The organism is candidate division KSB1 bacterium (genome assembly GCA_024655945.1).
Taxonomy (GTDB): Bacteria; Zhuqueibacterota; Zhuqueibacteria; order JANLFK01; family Oleimicrobiaceae; genus Oleimicrobium.
Genome location: JANLFK010000004.1, coordinates 252115 through 269036, shown reverse-complemented (window position 1 = coordinate 269036; position 16922 = coordinate 252115). Strand labels below are relative to the sequence as shown.

The 16922-nt window shown below is 61.8% G+C and carries 19 protein-coding genes; all 19 read right to left on the bottom strand.

Features of this window, described 5'->3' with window-relative positions; all coding sequences use genetic code 11:
* The 19 genes from NUW13_07720 to NUW13_07630 all read right to left on the bottom strand — a co-directional run bounded on the left by NUW13_07720 (position 1) and on the right by NUW13_07630 (position 16902).
* Complete coding sequence (locus tag NUW13_07720) at positions 1-636, bottom strand: RnfABCDGE type electron transport complex subunit G (protein MCR4438912.1); 636 nt, start codon at positions 634-636, stop codon at positions 1-3.
* Positions 633-1691 carry an RnfABCDGE type electron transport complex subunit D gene (locus NUW13_07715; GenBank protein ID MCR4438911.1) on the bottom strand — a complete coding sequence of 353 codons (1059 nt, stop codon included), beginning with the start codon at positions 1689-1691 and terminating at the stop codon, positions 633-635. The genes NUW13_07720 and NUW13_07715 overlap by 4 nt, the downstream gene beginning before the upstream one ends.
* 51 nt (positions 1692-1742) lie before the next feature.
* Positions 1743-3083: an electron transport complex subunit RsxC gene (gene rsxC / locus NUW13_07710; GenBank protein MCR4438910.1), complete on the bottom strand. Its 1341-nt coding sequence runs from the start codon at positions 3081-3083 to the stop codon at positions 1743-1745.
* A gap of 128 nt (positions 3084-3211) precedes the next feature.
* Positions 3212-3664, bottom strand: a complete 453-nt coding sequence (gene nrdR, locus NUW13_07705; GenBank protein MCR4438909.1) for a transcriptional regulator NrdR — start codon at positions 3662-3664, stop codon at positions 3212-3214.
* A gap of 15 nt (positions 3665-3679) precedes the next feature.
* Positions 3680-4987, bottom strand: a complete 1308-nt coding sequence (locus NUW13_07700; GenBank protein ID MCR4438908.1) for a serine hydroxymethyltransferase — start codon at positions 4985-4987, stop codon at positions 3680-3682.
* Between the two features lie 69 nt (positions 4988-5056).
* Positions 5057-6349: a tetratricopeptide repeat protein gene (locus NUW13_07695; protein ID MCR4438907.1), complete on the bottom strand. Its 1293-nt coding sequence runs from the start codon at positions 6347-6349 to the stop codon at positions 5057-5059.
* Between the two features lie 122 nt (positions 6350-6471).
* A complete protein-coding gene (locus NUW13_07690; GenBank protein MCR4438906.1) occupies positions 6472-7683 on the bottom strand; it encodes a hypothetical protein in 1212 nt (403 codons plus the stop codon).
* 31 nt (positions 7684-7714) lie between these two features.
* Positions 7715-8875, bottom strand: coding sequence for a DNRLRE domain-containing protein (locus tag NUW13_07685; protein ID MCR4438905.1), 1161 nt, complete (start codon positions 8873-8875; stop codon positions 7715-7717).
* Positions 8872-10164 carry an imidazolonepropionase gene (gene hutI, locus NUW13_07680; GenBank protein MCR4438904.1) on the bottom strand — a complete coding sequence of 431 codons (1293 nt, stop codon included), beginning with the start codon at positions 10162-10164 and terminating at the stop codon, positions 8872-8874. Before hutI ends, NUW13_07685 begins: the two co-directional genes overlap by 4 nt.
* 2 nt (positions 10165-10166) lie before the next feature.
* Positions 10167-11834: a urocanate hydratase gene (hutU, locus tag NUW13_07675; protein MCR4438903.1), complete on the bottom strand. Its 1668-nt coding sequence runs from the start codon at positions 11832-11834 to the stop codon at positions 10167-10169.
* A 143-nt stretch (positions 11835-11977) separates the two neighbouring features.
* Positions 11978-12454 carry a 50S ribosomal protein L17 gene (gene rplQ / locus NUW13_07670; protein ID MCR4438902.1) on the bottom strand — a complete coding sequence of 159 codons (477 nt, stop codon included), beginning with the start codon at positions 12452-12454 and terminating at the stop codon, positions 11978-11980.
* 30 nt (positions 12455-12484) lie between these two features.
* On the bottom strand, positions 12485-13471 hold the full coding sequence (locus NUW13_07665) for a DNA-directed RNA polymerase subunit alpha (protein ID MCR4438901.1): 987 nt from the start codon (positions 13469-13471) through the stop codon (positions 12485-12487).
* 58 nt (positions 13472-13529) lie between these two features.
* Positions 13530-14159, bottom strand: coding sequence for a 30S ribosomal protein S4 (rpsD, locus tag NUW13_07660; GenBank protein ID MCR4438900.1), 630 nt, complete (start codon positions 14157-14159; stop codon positions 13530-13532).
* 55 nt (positions 14160-14214) lie between these two features.
* Positions 14215-14592, bottom strand: a complete 378-nt coding sequence (gene rpsK, locus NUW13_07655) for a 30S ribosomal protein S11 (GenBank protein ID MCR4438899.1) — start codon at positions 14590-14592, stop codon at positions 14215-14217.
* Between the two features lie 46 nt (positions 14593-14638).
* A complete protein-coding gene (gene rpsM, locus NUW13_07650) occupies positions 14639-15007 on the bottom strand; it encodes a 30S ribosomal protein S13 (protein ID MCR4438898.1) in 369 nt (122 codons plus the stop codon).
* Positions 15008-15039: 32 nt separating this feature from the next.
* Positions 15040-15153, bottom strand: coding sequence for a 50S ribosomal protein L36 (gene rpmJ / locus NUW13_07645; protein MCR4438897.1), 114 nt, complete (start codon positions 15151-15153; stop codon positions 15040-15042).
* A 108-nt stretch (positions 15154-15261) separates the two neighbouring features.
* Positions 15262-15480, bottom strand: coding sequence for a translation initiation factor IF-1 (gene infA / locus NUW13_07640; GenBank protein ID MCR4438896.1), 219 nt, complete (start codon positions 15478-15480; stop codon positions 15262-15264).
* Positions 15481-15487: 7 nt separating this feature from the next.
* The gene (gene map / locus NUW13_07635) at positions 15488-16210 is read right to left on the bottom strand and encodes a type I methionyl aminopeptidase (GenBank protein ID MCR4438895.1); all 723 of its coding nucleotides are present in this window, start codon (positions 16208-16210) and stop codon (positions 15488-15490) included.
* 23 nt (positions 16211-16233) lie between these two features.
* On the bottom strand, positions 16234-16902 hold the full coding sequence (locus tag NUW13_07630; GenBank protein MCR4438894.1) for an adenylate kinase: 669 nt from the start codon (positions 16900-16902) through the stop codon (positions 16234-16236).
* Positions 16903-16922 lie beyond the last annotated feature (20 nt).

Below are 16922 nucleotides of genomic sequence, written 5' to 3'. Positions count from 1 at the left end.
CTACTGGGTCATCAGAGGCGAAAGTGATTTGGTGGAGCCTGCTGGAGGAGCAGCCTCGCTCCCCTCGGCACTGCTCAGCCACAGTCGCAGGGAATCGATCGCGGCGGCGACCGCGTTGGCGACGGCGCGCGAGGAGATTGTCGCACCGGTGATACTGACGATGGGCCCGCCGTCTTTGTCCACCTTGCACTGCGCCGCAGTGCGCCCAACGAACTGGGCCTGAAAATAGGGCACTGTCTCACCAGGCCGCGTTTCGACAATTTTGGTCCCCAGGCCCGGCGTTTCGCGCTGCGCCAGCACCCGAATGCCCACGATGGTGAACGACGTATCCACCCCCACCAGCGTCTCGACATCACCGGCGTACCCTTTGCCCCTTGCGGTGACCCCGTAGCCGACCCCCCGCTTCGACCCGGGTGCCTCGTAGCCGACGTAGTAGAGGATGCGCCCGTCGCGCCGCACCGGTTCGATGGCGTCGGCGGGCGCACCGGGCAGGGCGACGCCCAAGGCTTCCAAGGTCTTCAGCTGCTGCTGCCGCTCGATGCGCGGCTTGGTAACACTGTTCACTGCCGAAAGGGCACCTGCAGCCACCACCGTGACCAGCAGCAACGTGCCGCTGAACTTGCCAATCTCCTTCACTTCTTCTCTCCCAAGATCCTTGGCCTCGTGTAGCGGTCCAAAAGGGGAACCGTGAGGTTCATGAGCAAAATTGAGTAGCACACTCCTTCCGGATACCCGCCAATGAGCCTAATGACCATGGTTATCACCCCACAACCAACACCGAAGAGCAGCCTCCCACGAAAAGTCACCGGCGAGGTCACCATATCGGTAGCCATGTAGAAGGCACCGAGCATCACCCCACCTGACAAGAGGTGAAAGAGCGGTTTTCCCGAAAGAAGACCATCTGTGCCCGCAAAAGCCCAGGACAGTAGGGCGACAGTGCCCAAGAAGCTGAACGGGATCTTCCAGCCGATGTAGCGCTTGTACAACAGGAATAGCGCTCCAACGAGCAGCAAGAAGGTGGAGGTCTCTCCTATGCAGCCCCCGACTTTGCCCCAGAAGAGGTTCCCGTAGGAGTCGTAGAGCGCTCCCACAGCCTTGGCGTAACTGGCGTACGAAGAAGCATCGGCGGCCGAGGGGTTGGCCAGCACGCCGCGCGCCACCTTGAGCAACTTCAGCGGAGTTGCCTGAGTGACCGCGTCAATCTGCAAGGCGCTGATGGTGGCTGGGTCAATGCCACACAGGGAACCGCCCCTGGGGGCCACAGTGAACACCGTCATGGACGTGGGCCAGGAGGCCAACATGAAGGCACGGCCAAGCAAGGCGGGGTTCATGGGGTTGTACCCCAAACCGCCGAAGGCATGTTTGCCCACCACAATGCCAAAGACTGCTCCCACGGCCGGCAGCCAGAGGGGGACGGAAGCCGGCACGTTGAAGGCAAGCAGGATGCCTGTCACCAGGGCGCTCCCATCAGCCACGGTAATCCTCTTGCGCAGAATGGCTTGCACTGCCGCCTCGCTGGCCATTGCCGCCGCCGAGGCAATGAGCATGATCCACAAGGCCTTGAGCCCAAAGAAATAGACCGCGCCCACTGCCGCCGGCAGCAACGACAGCACCACGCCGTACATGATTTTCGGTATCGATTCAGCGTCGCTCAAGTGCGGCGATGCCGAAACAAGACGCTCCTTCTCCATTCTCCGTCCGCCTCAGGTTGCCCTCTATGGTCAGCTCCGTACACTTAGCGCTCAGGCACTCTTGGGCCCGGCCGCCCTCTCGAGCTGGTACACCTTCAGCTTGCCGTATTTCATTAGGTGCACAAAGGGGATTTTTGCAGGACAGACAAAGGCACAGCATCCACACTCAATGCAATCTAACAAGCCATACTCTTTGGCGGCTGCAAAGCGCTCGTGTCTCACCAGTGTCTGGATGTGGGTTGGGACAAGCTTCATGGGGCAGGCATCCACGCAGCGCGCGCAGCCTATGCACACCAAAGGATCGGACAGCCTGCTTTCCGTCTGGGTGAGGACCACGATGCCCGAGGTCCCTTTGATCACCGGCACTTCGTCGCTGAACTGGGCGATACCCATCAGCGGCCCGCCCATAATGATCTTCCCGGCATCTTCAGTCAGCCCGCCGCAATGCGCAAAGAGGTGCGCGAAAGATGTCCCCAAAGGCACGCGCAAGTTCTTCGGTGTCCTGACGCCTGGGCCGGTGACCGTCACCACCCGCTCGACCAAAGGCTTGCGCAGAGCCACCGCCTCGTAGATGGCCTTTGCCGTGCCTACGTTGTGCACCAGACACCCCACGTCCATGGGCAGGCCGCCGCGAGGCACCTCCCGGCCGGTAGCAGCCTTGATCAGTTGCTTTTCTGCCCCCTGCGGGTACTTCGCCTGGAACGACATCACTTCGTAGCGTTCCCCCGTGTCGGCGACCGCCTTGCGCATGGTGGCAATGGCGTCCGGCTTATTGTCCTCGATAGCAATGACCACCCGTTTGCACCCCAAGATCTTCTGGATGACCTGCACCCCGGCCAGAATCTCACGCGGCTGTTCGAGCATGAGGCGATGGTCTGCGGTCAGGTAGGGCTCACACTCGGCACCGTTGATGAGCAGCGTATCGATCGGCTTGGTCGGCGGCGGTGAAAGCTTGACGTGCGTCGGAAAGGCGGCGCCGCCCATGCCGGCAAGGCCTGCTTCGCGCACACGCGCGCGCAGCTCCTCAGCGGAGCGCTGCATGTAGTCAGGATCAGGCATGACGGAGGAAGCAACTTCTCCCTTACCGTCGCTGTCAATGACCACGGACAGAACCCTGCCTCCCAAGGGGTGGAGGCGTGGCTCCACCGCCTTCACCGTGCCGGAGACGGAGGCGTGACAAGGGACGGACACAAACCCTTTGGCCTCGCCGATCTTATCGCCGATCTTGACCGTGTCACCAGCCTTGCAAAGCGGTTCAGCAGGAGCACCTAAGTGCTGCTGGAGGGGGATGACCACCTGCGGTGGCAGGGGTACCTCTTCGATGGGAAGGTGGGCGGTGATCTTGCTTTGAGGAGGATGCACACCTCCAGAAAAAGCCCGCTTCCGTAGCATCCGCAATATCGACTCCGTCAGAATGGATACACATACGGAAGGGCATGACCACGTCCCTCATCGTGGCGTGGCCAGCCCTCCTGTGCAGCGCATGTGAATTTGTCCTATGACAATGGCGACTGCGAGGGTTACTCCCCTTTCAGCCGCCGCAGCTCTTCCAAGAACCCTTCCTTGGTCTGGAACTTGCGATAGACCGAGGCAAAGCGCACGTAAGCTACGTCATCCAGCTCTTTGAGGCGCGCAGTGACCTTCTCGCCGATGAGTTTGGACTCCACCTCCTCGACCCCCAACTCGCGGAGTTCGGCCTCAACACCAGCCACCAACTCTTCCATTGCCTGTGCCGAGATCGGCCGCTTGGTGCAGGCGAGTTGGACGCCGCGCAGCACCTTCTCCCGGTCAAATGGCTCGCGACGTCCGTCTGCCTTGATGACCAGGAGTGGCCCCGCATCAAGATACTCCTTGGTGGTGAAGCGCTTGCCGCAGGCCAGACATTCGCGGCGGCGGCGCACAAACTGTCCATCACCACGCGTGCGGGAGTCGATGACGTGCGTATCAGGATGACCACAGAACGGGCACTTCATACCGCCCTCGCCTAGCTACCGCGACGGCACGTGCGCCTCCACGAAGGTATACAGAGGGAAGCGCGCGCACAGTTCGCGCACCGCACCCTTCACCTGGCCATAAACCTTCTCGTCGCCCATGTGTGACAACACCCGATCGATGAGCTCGGCGATGTCCACCATCTCCGACTCCTTCATCCCTCGCGTGGTCAGGGCTGGCGACCCCAATCTGATCCCACTGGTGACAAATGGGCTCTGCTCGTCGAAGGGGACCATGTTCTTGTTGACGGTAATGCCAGCCTGCTCCAACGCCTTCTCCGCGTCCCGGCCGGTGAGCCCCTTGTTGCGCAGGTCAACCAGCATGAGATGGCTATCCGTGCCGCCGGAGACGATGTGGTAGCCGCGTTCCATCAGGGCATTTGCCAATGCCTTGGCATTGGCGATGACCTGGGCAGAGTAGGTCTTGAACTCCGGTTCCAAAGCCTCCTTGAACGCCACTGCCTTGGCGGCAATGACGTGCATCAAGGGCCCACCCTGAAAGCCGGGGAAGACATTAGAGTCGACAATCTCGGAGATCATCTTCAACCGGCCCTTGGGGGTGGTGAGCCCCATGTCGTTCTCCTGGTCCTTGCCGATGAGGATAAGCCCCCCGCGCGGCCCACGCAGGGTCTTGTGCGTGGTGGAGGTGACCACGTGGCAATGCGGCAGGGGGCTGGGCAGCAGCCCCGCGGCGATAAGGCCCGCCGGGTGAGCGATATCGGCGATGAGCTTGGCGCCGACGCTGTCGGCAATCCGGCGGAAAGCGGCATAATCGATGGCGCGCGAGTAGGCACTTGCCCCGGTGATGATCAGCTTGGGGCGTTCGCGGCGGGCAACCGCTTCCACCTCTGCCATGTCGATGTAGCCGTTCCGGTCCACACCGTAGAAGACCACCCGCAAGAAACGACCGGAAAAGTTCACCGGGCTGCCGTGCGTCAGGTGGCCGCCATGCGCCAGATTCATGCCCATTACCGTGTCGCCCGGGTTGACAAAGGAAAAGTAGGCGGCCATGTTAGCCTGCGAGCCTGAGTGCGGCTGCACGTTGGCATGTTCGGCGCCAAACAGCTTCTTCACGCGCTCCCTGGCCAGCTCCTCTACCACGTCCACGTGCTCGCAGCCGCCGTAGTAGCGCTTGCCGGGATAACCCTCGGCGTATTTGTTGGTCATCACCTGGCCCATCGCTTGCAGGACCGCCAGGCTGACAAAGTTCTCGGAGGCAATGAGCTCCAGCTTGTCGTTCTGCCTGGCCACCTCATCGACGATGGCCTGGTAGACCTCAGGGTCGGTTTGCCGTAGCTCTTCCACGGTTTCACTCTGCCAAATGCACCGCGCCCGCTCCCACGACCGCCCGTTCGGCTGGCCGTTCCGCTCCCCTTAGTAGATCCACTGATAGCAGTCGATGCGCGTGCGCTTCTTCGTCCACTCCTCTTTGTGGAAAAAGATGTCGTCCTCGGTTGGGATGAGGTTCTTCAGGTAGTCCATGCGCCGCTGGGCATAGTCGCGCATCTCCAAATCCTGGAGCGCCTTACGATATTCTTCGTAGGCGAACCAGTAGACGAGCTTGTCGTCGAACTTGGGGCTCCGTTCACCGCGCTGGGTCATGCACGCGTCCACCGCAGCCTCGTAGATCTCGCCCACCACGAAGTAGGCGTAACCATAGTTGGGATCCAGCGATGACGCCCTGCGCGCCAAGGTCCGTGCCTTGGTGAATTGGCCCAGCTCCTTGTAGCAGGAGGCCTGTTCACAGTAGGCGCGCTTGTTGTCTGGCCGCAAGGCGAGGATCTTGTCGTACACCGCGATGGCCTCTTTGAACTTCTTCATGTTCTGCAACGCCCCCGCTTGCAGCTCCATCACGTAGGTGTCATCGGGGGTCTTCTGCAAGAGCTTCTGGAAAATGGCCACCGCTTTCTGGTTCTCGTTGCGGTCGTAATAGGCCTTCCCCAGCTTGAGCATGGTCTCCGTGTTCTCCGGATCTAGCTGATGCGCCTTCTCCAAGGCCTGCACATAACCCATCTCGTCGCCGCTGGCGCGGTAGAGCGAGCTCAAGGTTTCCTGGCTCTGCTTGTCACTGGGATCTTGCTGCAGGACCTTTTCCAACTGCAGAATGGCGCCTTCGACGTTCTCGCCCTTCACGTACAGAGCGGCCAACGCCCTGCGGTCGTTGATGGCATCAGGTTCAATCTCCAAGGCCTCTTCGTATTGCCGGATCGCCTCGGGAACCCTGCCAATGACCGCGTAGAGATAGCCGAGGCTGCGGTGGAGGTGGGCATTTTGGGGAAATACGCGCACGCCCTGCTCATAGACGAGCAGAGCGCTGTCCGGAACATTGAGCTTAATGTAGGCATCGCCGAGCACGGTGTACACCTCTTTCATCTCGTGCTGAGCGGTGTCAAGCTCGATGACCTTCCACAGATGGGGGATGGCGTCGCGGTAGCTCTTGTTCTTGTAGTGTTCGTAGCCCAGGCTCCACTTCTTGAGGATTTCCAGGCGCTGTGCGGCTCGGATCGAATCTTGGATGGCCTTGCGGCGGGCCGCCTCCTCTTCCGGCGAGACTTTCGGACCAGTAGCCGCGCATCCGAACCAGAGCGCCAGGCTGCATACCCAACCGACGAGGGCTGCCGAAGCAACCGCGGCCCCAATGCTGCGCACAAGGGGTGTTCTCTTCACTGCCAAGTCCTCCTCCAACTAAATCTTCCCTTTTCTCCCCAACTCAGGTGTGGAATTTGCGAAAAATCGGCAACAAAAGCAAGCAATATTTGGTGTCAACCACGCGCTCGGATAGCATCGCTCTATTGTCGCTGGAACCAGCGCTCGGCACCGGCAACACTGATGAGGAGGCGGTGCATCCTCTCTTCGACCGGATCCTGAGGTAACGAGCCTCTGAAGGCCCACTCGTAGGCCACGTCCACTCGCCCGAGAAAAGAGAAAAACGGCAACCCGCAGCCAATGGTGAAGACGTATTCCCGGAGTTGCCTCCCATCGCCCGTGAGCAGCGGCAGGCGGCCGTAGCGAAAACCGGCGCGATACGCGACCTTCTTGAGGTACGGGTCAGTGAGCCTGCGGCTGGGCACAAACTCCGAGCCAATCATGAGGTATGCGCTGTTGGCGTAGGCGTAGCGCGCTTCCCAAATGGGGACCACGTCTTTCCACTGCTGCCGGTAGTAGTCGCCGCCCACCGTGAGGCCAAAAGGCCACTGATAGGTGACACCTATGCCCCACCTCAGGGGAAGGCGCGTTTCCTTGTCGAGGGTCGAATCGCTGCCCCGGAAGGCGTGCTTGATGTCCGTGGCAACCTTCAGCTCTGCAGGCGGCGAGACGACGGCGCCGATATTCCAGCGCGCTGCCGGGCGCAGGACAACGCCGAACGTGCCGCCAAATCCTTCGAGGTGAGTGGAAAAGCGGTCTTTGCTGCTGACAAAGTCCGTGGACGAAAAGCTCGTTTCCCACGTCTCCCGAATGCCGCCGAAGTAGAGATGGGCAGAGGCGCCCACGTAGAGATACCGCACGGGCATGAGAAAGAAGGAGAACTCGCCCTGGTTCAATCCCCCTTCGCCGGTCACCTGACGGGAGAACTGATAGCCGGGCAAGGTGTCCTCATGCGCCGCCGCATAGCGCACATCGCTCACCGGCCCCAGCGCTGCGGAAAACGTTGCCCGCTTGCCAAGAGGAATCAGCATGGCAAAGCCGCCCGCCTGTCCATAGTGCCCCCCGGCACTGCCGCTTGCGGAAGTAGTTGTAGAAAAGTCGAACCTCACGTCGGTGGCCACCCGTGTGACGCCGGCAGGGTAGCGCGCCGCCGGATTGCACAGGTTGATGGTGAGATTGTCCATGAGGGCAATACCAACCCCACCCATGCCCGCTCCTTGACCGCTGGGGTAGATGCGCCACAAGCCAATCCCCTTGGAGCTGTAGAGTGAACCGGCCCCACAGAACTGAGAGGCCAGGATGAGTGTAGCGCCCACGGCGGGCAACCACATGCGATGGCGGCGAAGGTGACTCACGATTTCCTCCTGGGTTGATTGAGCCCGTCTCTCACGGCCGCGGCGGGACGGTGTACTCCACCAGCAAGCGCGGCATCGTACCCTCGCCTGCGCCGGAAGAGAACAACACCGCCTCGGAAGCATCCAGGCCTTCCCCCGTGGAGTAGAGCATCAGGCCGCGGTTGGGTAGCCTGCCTGAGGTCCAGGCCTGCACGATAGCCGTGAAATCGGCAATCTCGCTGGAGACCGAGAAGGTGAGCTTCTCGCTTGCCTTGACAATGACAGCGACGGGCACGCTCATCGTGGTGTCCACCGCCAGGTCCGGCGGGTTCCACGGCTCACTCACAATTGGGCGCCCGGCGATGGCCATGCCTGTGTCGCGGAGCTTCGTCAGGCTTTGGTCTATCCACAATTCCAGCCGCGCGCGGTTGATGGTCGCATCGGACGGTATGGAATCCAGAGCAAACTTGACCAGCACCCGCCAGCCTGTGGCGTTGGCAATCAGCAACCTGCCAGGGGGAAGCGAGCCGGCATAGGTGACCAGAAACGCGTCTGCACTTGGCTTGAGCAGGGCGGTGTCGGCACCCCCTTTGCGCATGTAGCTAATCTCGAGTCTCGGGTAGCGGGTGGTGTCGGTTGCCTGCGAGGAGTGGAACTCCTGGAGAGCCGGGCCGCTGACGGTGATGTATAAGCCATAGTTGGCCAGCGAGCTATCGATCCAGCCTCCGACCAGCCAAGGCTCAATGGGAATGCCGACGCGTACTGAATCGCCAGCCAGCATGCTTGCCCAGCCCACCTGGGGACCCCCGTCGCCGGTGAAGTTTGCCCACGTGACCGAATCTTCGCTCCACGCGGCAGTGACCTGTTGGGCACTGAGGGCCAGCGGCGCGGGTATACCACGGTAAGAGGCTGGCGACAACCAGAGCGTGGCGCCGTCGACCACCGAGCTATCCGGAAGCGCGCTGAACCTGATGACGATGGCAGCGCGGTAGCCATCTGCTTCGCCAGCGAGGAGATAGGGGCTCTTGCCCGTGGTCACCCGGCCCCGTTCGTAGCTGGCCTCGGCCACGGGAGGCGCAATCTCCACCACCTTGACGCTCCCGGTATCGATGCGATCCACAAGGCCAAGGCCGTAAGGCAGCTTCTCATTCTTGCTACAGCCGACCGTCAGGGCCAGAAGGACAAGACCCGGTGCCGCCCAGGAGTATCTCATGCGTGTTCCTCGTCAGTTTTGATGGCGCCGACCGCGGTCCCTTTGGCGCGCTCATAGACGACGCTTCCGCGCTTGATCACCGTCTGAGCTAACTCCACGCCAAAGTGGTACGGGATGCAGCGATAGTCCGGCACATCCCAAATGACGCAATCGGCCTGCGCGCCGGCCCGCAGCTGTCCCAGTGTGGAAGCGCGATCGATGGCGCGGGCGGCGTTGAGCGTGGTGGCAATCAACACCTCCGCCGGCGTCATCTGCATTTGAGTGCAGGCCAAGGTCATCATCAAGGGCAACGACTCGCTCATGCACGTTCCGGGGTTGAAGTCAGTCGCCAGGGCAACCGGCAGCCCTGCTGCCAGCATCATCCGCGCCGGCGCAAAGCGGCTCTTGCCGAGGAAAAAGACCGCGCCAGGCAAGAGCACCGGCACGACCCCCGCCTTTCGCAATGCGGTGACGTCCGCTTCGTCGACATAGTCCAAGTGGTCCGCGGAAGTGGCACCCACCTCTGCCGCGAGCTGCGCCCCGCCAGACCTGCTGAACTGCTCCGCGTGGATCTTCGGCTTGCGGCCATGGGCTTTGCCAGCCAGCAGCACGCGGCGCGCTTCCTCCACGGAGAAGACCCCACGTTCGCAAAAGACATCGCAGAACTCGGCAAGCTCCTGCTCCGCCACCTGCGGGATGATGTGCTCGACGGACAAGTCAAGATAATCGTTACGCCGATCCCGGTACTCGTCGGGCACCTCATGAGCTGCCAGGAGCGTGGGCACAAGCTCCACCGGATGGAGCCGAGCCAGCTCGGCGATGACCCGAAGTGACTTGAGCTCGTCCACGAGGCTCAGTCCGTAGCCGCTTTTCGCCTCCACGGTAGTTACGCCGTTGGCCAGGAAGCGGTCCAGCCTCGGCAGTGCGGCCTCGATCAACTCCTCCATGGTCGCACGCCGCAACTGGCGCACGCTGGCGCGAATGCCTCCTCCGGCGGCAGCTATCTGCTCGTAGCTCCTCCCCTGCGTGCGCCATTCGAACTCCTCCACCCTGCTGCCGGCAAACACGAGGTGGGTGTGGGCATCCACCAGCCCTGGGGTCACCGTCTTGCCCCGCGCCTCGATGACCTCGGTCCCTTCCTGGCGGGCCACCGTAGCGAGGACCTCGCCTGAAGAGCCCACGGCCACGACCTTCTCGCCGGCGATGGCAACGGCACCGTCGTTCACCACCTGCAAGCGGCTCTGCCCATCACCCTCCGCCAGAGGGGTCACCACCTGCGCCGCATGGACGATGAGGAGGTCAACGCGCACGCCTACCCCTTGGGCAGCATGGGGATCTTAACCCCTTTGGCGCGCGCAGTGGCAATCGCCTCGGGATACCCGGCGTCCACGTGGCGGGCGATGCCGATCCCTGGGTCATTGGTCAGGGCGCGCTCCAGGCGCACCGCCATCTCGGGCGTGCCGTCGGCCACAATGACCTGGCCGGCATGAATGGCCTTGCCGTGCCCCACTCCGCCACCGTCGTGCACCGCCACCCAGCTTGCGCCAGAAACCGCATTGAGCAACGCGTTGAGAATTGGCCAGTCGGCCACTGCGTCAGAACCGTCGCGCATTCCTTCTGTCTCGCGCAAAGGCGAAGCCACCGAGCCGCAGTCCAAGTGGTCGCGCCCGATGACGACCGGCGCCTTGAGCTCACCCCGCCCTACCATCTCGTTGATGCGCACCCCGAGCCTGGCTCGATCGCCATATCCCAACCAGCATACCCTGGCTGGCAGCCCCGGCAGCTTGCCGAAGTCCAAGTGCTTCTGCGCCAAAGTGATCCAATTGGTCAGCACGCCGTCGTGGGAAAATTCCGAGAGAATCACCTGGTCGATCTTGAATATGTCCTCGGGCTCGCCGGAAAGAGCTGCCCAGCGAAACGGACCGCGTCCCTCGCAAAAGAGGGGCCGGATGTACTCCAGAACAAACCCCTTAATGTCGAAGGCGTCGGTCACTCCCTTCTCGTACGCATATTGGCGAATTCCGTTCCCGTAATCGAACACGACCGCCCTCTCCCTCTTGAACCCTAACATGGCTCTGACGTGCTCGGCCATTGACTCCTTCGCCAGTTCCACGTAGGTGCGCGGGTCTTCGCTCAGCAGCCGCTCGGCCTGCTGGCGCGAGAGTCCCTTGGGCCAGTACTTCTTGGGCTCGTGCGCCGAGGTCTGATCGGTGACAACATCCGGAATGATACCTCGGCGCAGAATCTCCGGGTGCGTTTCGGCGGTGTTGCCCAGGAGACCCACCGACAGGGCTTCGCCCCGCGCCTTGGCCGCCAGCACCAGGTCCAGGGCCTCATCGAGGCTTTCGCACAGGCGGTCGCAAAGGCCCTCGCGAATCACCCGTTCGATGACCTCCCTCCGGAATTCCACCCCCAAGAACGCGGCGCCGTTCATCTTGGCGGCCAGCGCCTGGGCCCCTCCCATGTTGCCGAGGCCGCCAGTCAGCAAGAACTTGCCGCGCAAGGAGCCGCCAAAGTGCTTCTTAGCCGCCGCGGCAAAGGTCTCGTAGGTACCCTGCAGGATCCCTTGTTGGCCGATGAAGATCCAACTCCCAGCGGTCATCTGGCCGTACATGATCAGGCCTTTGGCATCCAGCTCGTCAAAATAGGCATCGTTATCCCACTGAGGCACGATGAGGGAATTAGCAATGAGCACGCGGGGCGCATAGGTATGCGTCCTGAAGATGCCCACCGGCTTGCCCGACTGAATGAGGAGGGTCTCGTCGTTCTCCAGGCCTTTCAGGCAGGCGACGATGGCATCGTAGGCTTCCCAGTTGCGCGCCGCCTTGCCGCTGCCGCCGTAGATGATGAGGTGCGCCGGGTCTGCCCCCTGCTCGAGGTTGTTCATCAACATGCGCAGCGCAGCTTCCTGATGCCACCCTTTGCAGGTCAGCACCGGGCCTCGCGGTGCTCTGATGGTTCCTCTCTGTTGGTCAGTCATGGCCTCACCTCTTGCCAATGACATCGCTCAGGGCCGCACTGGCCAGAAAAGCAAAAGGCAACCCCGGGGTTGCCTGCTGCGCCCAACTGCACTGTGCGACCTGCTCCATAGCTTGCTCGCCAAGGCCAAGGTGCTTTGCCCCGTCAGTCCTCTTTCTCGGCTTGGGCAACCGGCGCTTTCTCCGCAGCCTTTTCTTTCTCCTTCTCCTTCTTCTTGGCCTCGCGTTTCTCGCGTTGTGCCTCGATGCGCGCCTTTTGCACCCCTTCGTAGCCGACCAGCTCTAAGATAGCCAGCTCTGCCCCATCCCCGTAGCGATGCCCGAGGCTCACCACGCGCGTGTAACCTCCTTTGCGGTCCGCATAGCGCGGGGCAATGTCGGAAAAGAGCTTGCGCACGACCGCCTTGTCGCGCACGGTTGTCAGTACAAGCCGCCTGGAGTGCAAGTCGTTGCGTTTGGCGATGTTGATGAGGCGGTCCGCGAGCCGGCGCGCTTCCTTCGCCTTGGCCAAGGTCGTCTTGATGCTCAGATGTTCAAAGAGCGCAGTCACCAGATTAGTCAGTAACGCACGGCGATGGCTGGCCGTTCGGCCCAGTTTCTTCACTTTCTTGTTGTGTCGCATCGACTCTCGCCTTAGCTGTCGTGATCTTGGCTACTTTGCTTCTTCCTGCAGATATTTGTCCACATCCATCCCGAAGTGCAGGCCCCTGGACTCAAGGATCCTGTTGAGCTCCTGGAGTGACTTGCGGCCGAAGTTGCGGAAGCGCAGCATCTCTTGCTCATCCCGCCGCACCAAGTCCGCGATGGTCTGAATGTCGGCCGCCCGTAAGCAGTTGGAGGCGCGTACCGACAGTTCCAGCTCCTCGACGCTCATCTTCAGGAGCCTCCGAATGCGCACCGCCTCTTCGTCCACTTCCACGGGCTCTTCTTCCTCAGGCTCCACTTCGAAGTTGATGAACAGCCGAATGTGGTCCTGAAGAATCTGCCCGGCGTAGGTCAGAGCATCGTCTGGGGTGATGCTTCCGTCAGTATCGATCTCCAAGATCAACCGCTCATAGTCGGTACGCTGCCCCACGCGGGTATTCTCCACCGTGTAGCGCACGTTCTTGATGGGCGTGTAAATGGCATCGATCGGAATCGACCCGATGGGCATGTCAGGCAGCCGGTTTTCCTCCGCGGGGACATAGCCACGGCCTCGCCCTATGCGGAGCTCCATCTTAAAGTCGGCCTTCTCGTTGAGCGTGGCAATGTGGTGTTCGGGGTTCAGGACTTCGAATTCGCCCGGATTGACCTGGATGTCGCCCGCCTTGAACTCCCGCGGCCCTTTTAGGTGGAGGACCACCTTGTCCGGCTTGCGGTTGATGAGCTTGAGGCGCACCTCTTTGAGGTTCATGACGATCTCGGCGACATCCTCCTTGACGCCGGGGATCGTCGAGAACTCGTGCTGCACCTTGTCGATGCGCACCATGGTGATGGCCGCCCCGGGGAGCGACGAGAGCAGCACCCGGCGCAGCGCATTGCCTATGGTCACGCCAAAGCCCTTCTCCAGGGGCTGCACGATGAACCGGCCGTGGGTGTTGCTGTAGACCAACTCATCGAGTTCGATGGTCTCCGGCATTTGAAAGTTTGGTAAGCTCATGTATGTTCACTCCACAAATGTGTCTTGTGCCACATGGCCAGCCTCCAAACGTGGGCCGCTACTTGGAGTAGAGCTCCACAACGAGGCTTTCGTTCACGGGCAGCGGAATATCGGCGCGGCTGGGGACTTCCAGGAGCGTCCCGGACATGTTTGCCTTGTCCAACGCCAGCCACGGCAACTGCCGCCCCTCGCGCATGCGGCGCATCGAGGCGTGGAAGACTTCCAGCTGGCGGCTCTTGGCCCTCACTTTCACCTCATCGCCTGGCTTCAAGCGGTACGACGGAATATCGACGATGCGATTGTTCACCAGGAAGTGCCGGTGTCGCACCAACTGGCGCGCGGCCTTGCGCGACGGAGCGAGTCCGAGCCGGTAGACGACATTGTCCAGCCGGGTCTCCAGCAAGCGAAGCAGATTCTCGCCAGTGATGCCTGGCTGTCGCACCGCCTTCTCGAAGTAGTTGCGGAACTGCGCCTCCAGCACTCCGTAGATGCGCCGCACCTTCTGCTTCTCGCGCAGTTGCAAGCCGTATTGGGACTGCCTGAACCTCCTGGTGCGCCCATGTTGGCCAGGGGCATAGCCGCGCTTTTCGAACGGACACTTGGCGGCGTCGCACTTGACGCCCTTGAGAAACAGCTTCTGCCCTTCGCGACGGCACAGTTTGCAGTCCGGTCCAGTATATCTTGCCATAAGGAAACTGCCTCCAGAACTCGCGTTCTCTGTTGGGACGCTGCCTATCGGTTGCTCACACCCTGCGCCGCTTGGGCGGGCGGCAGCCATTATGCGGGATGGGGGTGACGTCCTTGATCGCCACCACCTGCAGACCGGCCGCCTGCAGCGATCGCACTGCCGCCTCGCGGCCCGCGCCTGGGCCCTTGAGCATCACCTCCACACGACGCAGACCCAGTTCCAAGGCCTCCTTGGCGGCCGCCTCGGCAGCCAATTGCGCCGCAAAGGGGGTGCTCTTGCGCGAGCCCTTGAACCCAATCCTACCGGCAGACGCCCATGAAATCACATTGCCATAGCTATCGGTCAGCGTGACGATAGTGTTGTTGAAGGTGGCCTTGATATGTGCCACCCCGTTGGCCTCGACTCGCTCGCGCTTGCGCGCGCGTCTTCGCATTGCGCTCAAACTCTACCTCCACCTCGCAAATGAGTGTCCGTGCCAGCTATTTCTTCTTCACGCTCACAATGCGGCGCCTGCCACGCCGCGTACGCGCGTTGGTGTGCGTGCGTTGACCGCGCACCGGCAGGTTGCGGCGATGACGAAGCCCGCGATAGCAGCCGATATCCATCAGCCGCTTGATGTTCATCGTCTCTTCCGCACGGAGCGCACCCTCCACCTTGTACTCCGCAGCGATGATGTTGCGAATCTTCGCCGCATCATCGGCCGAAAGGTCCTTGACGCGGATGTCAGGGTTTACACCCGCTTTCGCCAGGATCTTCCGCGACGAGGTGAGGCCGATGCCGTAGATGTAGGTCAACGCCACCTCGATGCGCTTCTCTTTTGGCAAATCGATACCAGCAATGCGTGCCAAAACCGCCTCCTTGAAGAAAAGTCAAATGGCTGCTAACCCTGCCGCTGCTTGTGGCGCGGGTTCTTGCAAATGACCATCACCACGCCCTTGCGTTTGACGATCTTGCAGCTCTCGCAAATCTTCTTCACCGACGACCGTACTTTCATACCTACTCCCAATCGGCACAATCTTCTTCACTGATGGGAAGTTTCTGGCCTCCCACCTCTGCCAGACGGCTACGCACAGCGCAGCGCTGTTGCTTGCACAGAGGCAAGCTACTTGTACCGATACGTGATGCGCCCGCGCGTCAAGTCGTAGGGAGACAGCTCCACGGTCACCTTGTCGCCCGGCAGAATGCGGATAAAATGCATGCGCATCTTGCCCGAGATGTGGGCGAGCACTTTGTGGCCGTTCTCCAGCTCCACGCGGAACGCGGCGTTGGGCAACGTTTCGATAATCGTGCCGTCAGCTCGTATCGGTTGTTCCTTAGCCATGGGCCTCCTATGCTACCGTCACATCCTCGGTAAGGATCACCGGCTCCCCGTCAGTGATGGCCACCGTGTGCTCAAAATGGGCGGAAGGCAGCCGGTCTTTGGTCACCACCGTCCAGCCATCGGCCAAGGTGAGGACCTCGTGCGAGCCCATGTTCACCATCGGCTCGATGGCCAACACCATCCCGGCGCGCAGCCGCACGCCACGATGCGGTGCGCCGAAATTCGGCACCTGCGGAGGCTCGTGCAGGCTGCGACCAATGCCATGCCCCACCAAGGCCCTCACGACGGAGAAGCCTTCGTTTTCCACCGTCGTCTGAATGGCGTGCGAGATGTCGGACAATCGATTGCCCACGCGTGCCTGGGCGATGCCCGCGTAAAGGGCCTGTTTCGTTGCCGCAAGCAGGCGCTCCTTCTCCGGGGAGATCTGCCCTACCGGGAACGTCTTGCACCCATCTCCGTAGTACCCCGCCATCTCCACGCCGATATCGACCCCAACGATGTCCCCTTCGCGCAGCACTCTGCATCCGGGCAGGCCGTGCACGACTTCCTCATCCACCGACACGCAGATGTGCGCCGGGAAACCCATGTAGTTCTTGAACGCTGCGCGCGCGCCGCGTGCCCTAAGAAAGCTTGCGACCTCTCGGTCAAGTACCTCTGTGTTCAGTCCCGGCCTGATCAGCGACTCGGCCAGCGCCAGTGCCTCGGCGACGAGACGGCAACTGGCGCGCATCAGCTCGATTTCACGCTGCCCCTTCAGCGGGCTGTTGTCGTGGTACTTAGTCGCTGCACCGCCTCCTGCACAACCTGCTGCACCTCAGGAATCGATCTATCGCCCGGGATGACGCGCAACTTCCCCTGCTGCTCATAGTAACGCCGTAGGGGTAGTGTCTGCCGCGCGTAGACGCGCAGCCGCTCGCGCACGGTCTCTTCTCTATCATCCGGACGCTGGACGAGCTGCCCGCCACACGCAGGGCAAATGCCCGTACGTGCTGCCTCGTCGGTGGCGAGGTTGTAGACAGCCCCACACGCCGCACAGACCCGCCTGCTACTCAGCCGCCGCACGATCTCGGCGTCCGGCACCTCCAGCATCAACACCAAGTCGATGGCCTTCCCCTGCCTCTCCAGCAGCCGGTCAAGCGCCTTAGCCTGCGCCAGGGTCCTGGGGAAGCCATCGAGAATGAACCCGCTCTGACAATCCGCCGCCCGCAACCGCTCGGAGACCACCGCAATCATGAGGCGGTCCGGCACCAGCTTGCCCTCCGCCATGATTCCTTCCACCTTTTGCCCGAGTGGGGTGCGTTGCGCCACCGCCTCGCGGAGCATGTCGCCAGTGGAGATATGCGCCACCCGCAGATGGTTGGCCAGCAGACTGGCCTGCGTCCCCTTGCCGGTGCCGGGCGCTCCGAGTATGATCAGGCGCATGGGCTGGGTCCGTTCCCTGA

What these genes read in the sequence shown, in the direction of transcription:
- rpsK (MCR4438899.1), bottom strand. Translation starts at nt 14,592, where the DNA reads ATGCGAAGACGCGCGCGCAAGCGCGAGCGAGTCGAGGCCAACGGGGTG.
- NUW13_07715 (MCR4438911.1), bottom strand. Translation starts at nt 1,691, where the DNA reads ATGGAGAAGGAGCGTCTTGTTTCGGCATCGCCGCACTTGAGCGACGCT.
- hutU (MCR4438903.1), bottom strand. Translation starts at nt 11,834, where the DNA reads ATGACTGACCAACAGAGAGGAACCATCAGAGCACCGCGAGGCCCGGTG.
- map (MCR4438895.1), bottom strand. Translation starts at nt 16,210, where the DNA reads ATGCGCGCCAGTTGCCGTCTCGTCGCCGAGGCACTGGCGCTGGCCGAG.
- rplQ (MCR4438902.1), bottom strand. Translation starts at nt 12,454, where the DNA reads ATGCGACACAACAAGAAAGTGAAGAAACTGGGCCGAACGGCCAGCCAT.
- rpsD (MCR4438900.1), bottom strand. Translation starts at nt 14,159, where the DNA reads ATGGCAAGATATACTGGACCGGACTGCAAACTGTGCCGTCGCGAAGGG.
- rpmJ (MCR4438897.1), bottom strand. Translation starts at nt 15,153, where the DNA reads ATGAAAGTACGGTCGTCGGTGAAGAAGATTTGCGAGAGCTGCAAGATC.
- nrdR (MCR4438909.1), bottom strand. Translation starts at nt 3,664, where the DNA reads ATGAAGTGCCCGTTCTGTGGTCATCCTGATACGCACGTCATCGACTCC.
- NUW13_07685 (MCR4438905.1), bottom strand. Translation starts at nt 8,875, where the DNA reads ATGAGATACTCCTGGGCGGCACCGGGTCTTGTCCTTCTGGCCCTGACG.
- rsxC (MCR4438910.1), bottom strand. Translation starts at nt 3,083, where the DNA reads ATGCTACGGAAGCGGGCTTTTTCTGGAGGTGTGCATCCTCCTCAAAGC.
- infA (MCR4438896.1), bottom strand. Translation starts at nt 15,480, where the DNA reads ATGGCTAAGGAACAACCGATACGAGCTGACGGCACGATTATCGAAACG.
- NUW13_07630 (MCR4438894.1), bottom strand. Translation starts at nt 16,902, where the DNA reads ATGCGCCTGATCATACTCGGAGCGCCCGGCACCGGCAAGGGGACGCAG.
- NUW13_07665 (MCR4438901.1), bottom strand. Translation starts at nt 13,471, where the DNA reads ATGAGCTTACCAAACTTTCAAATGCCGGAGACCATCGAACTCGATGAG.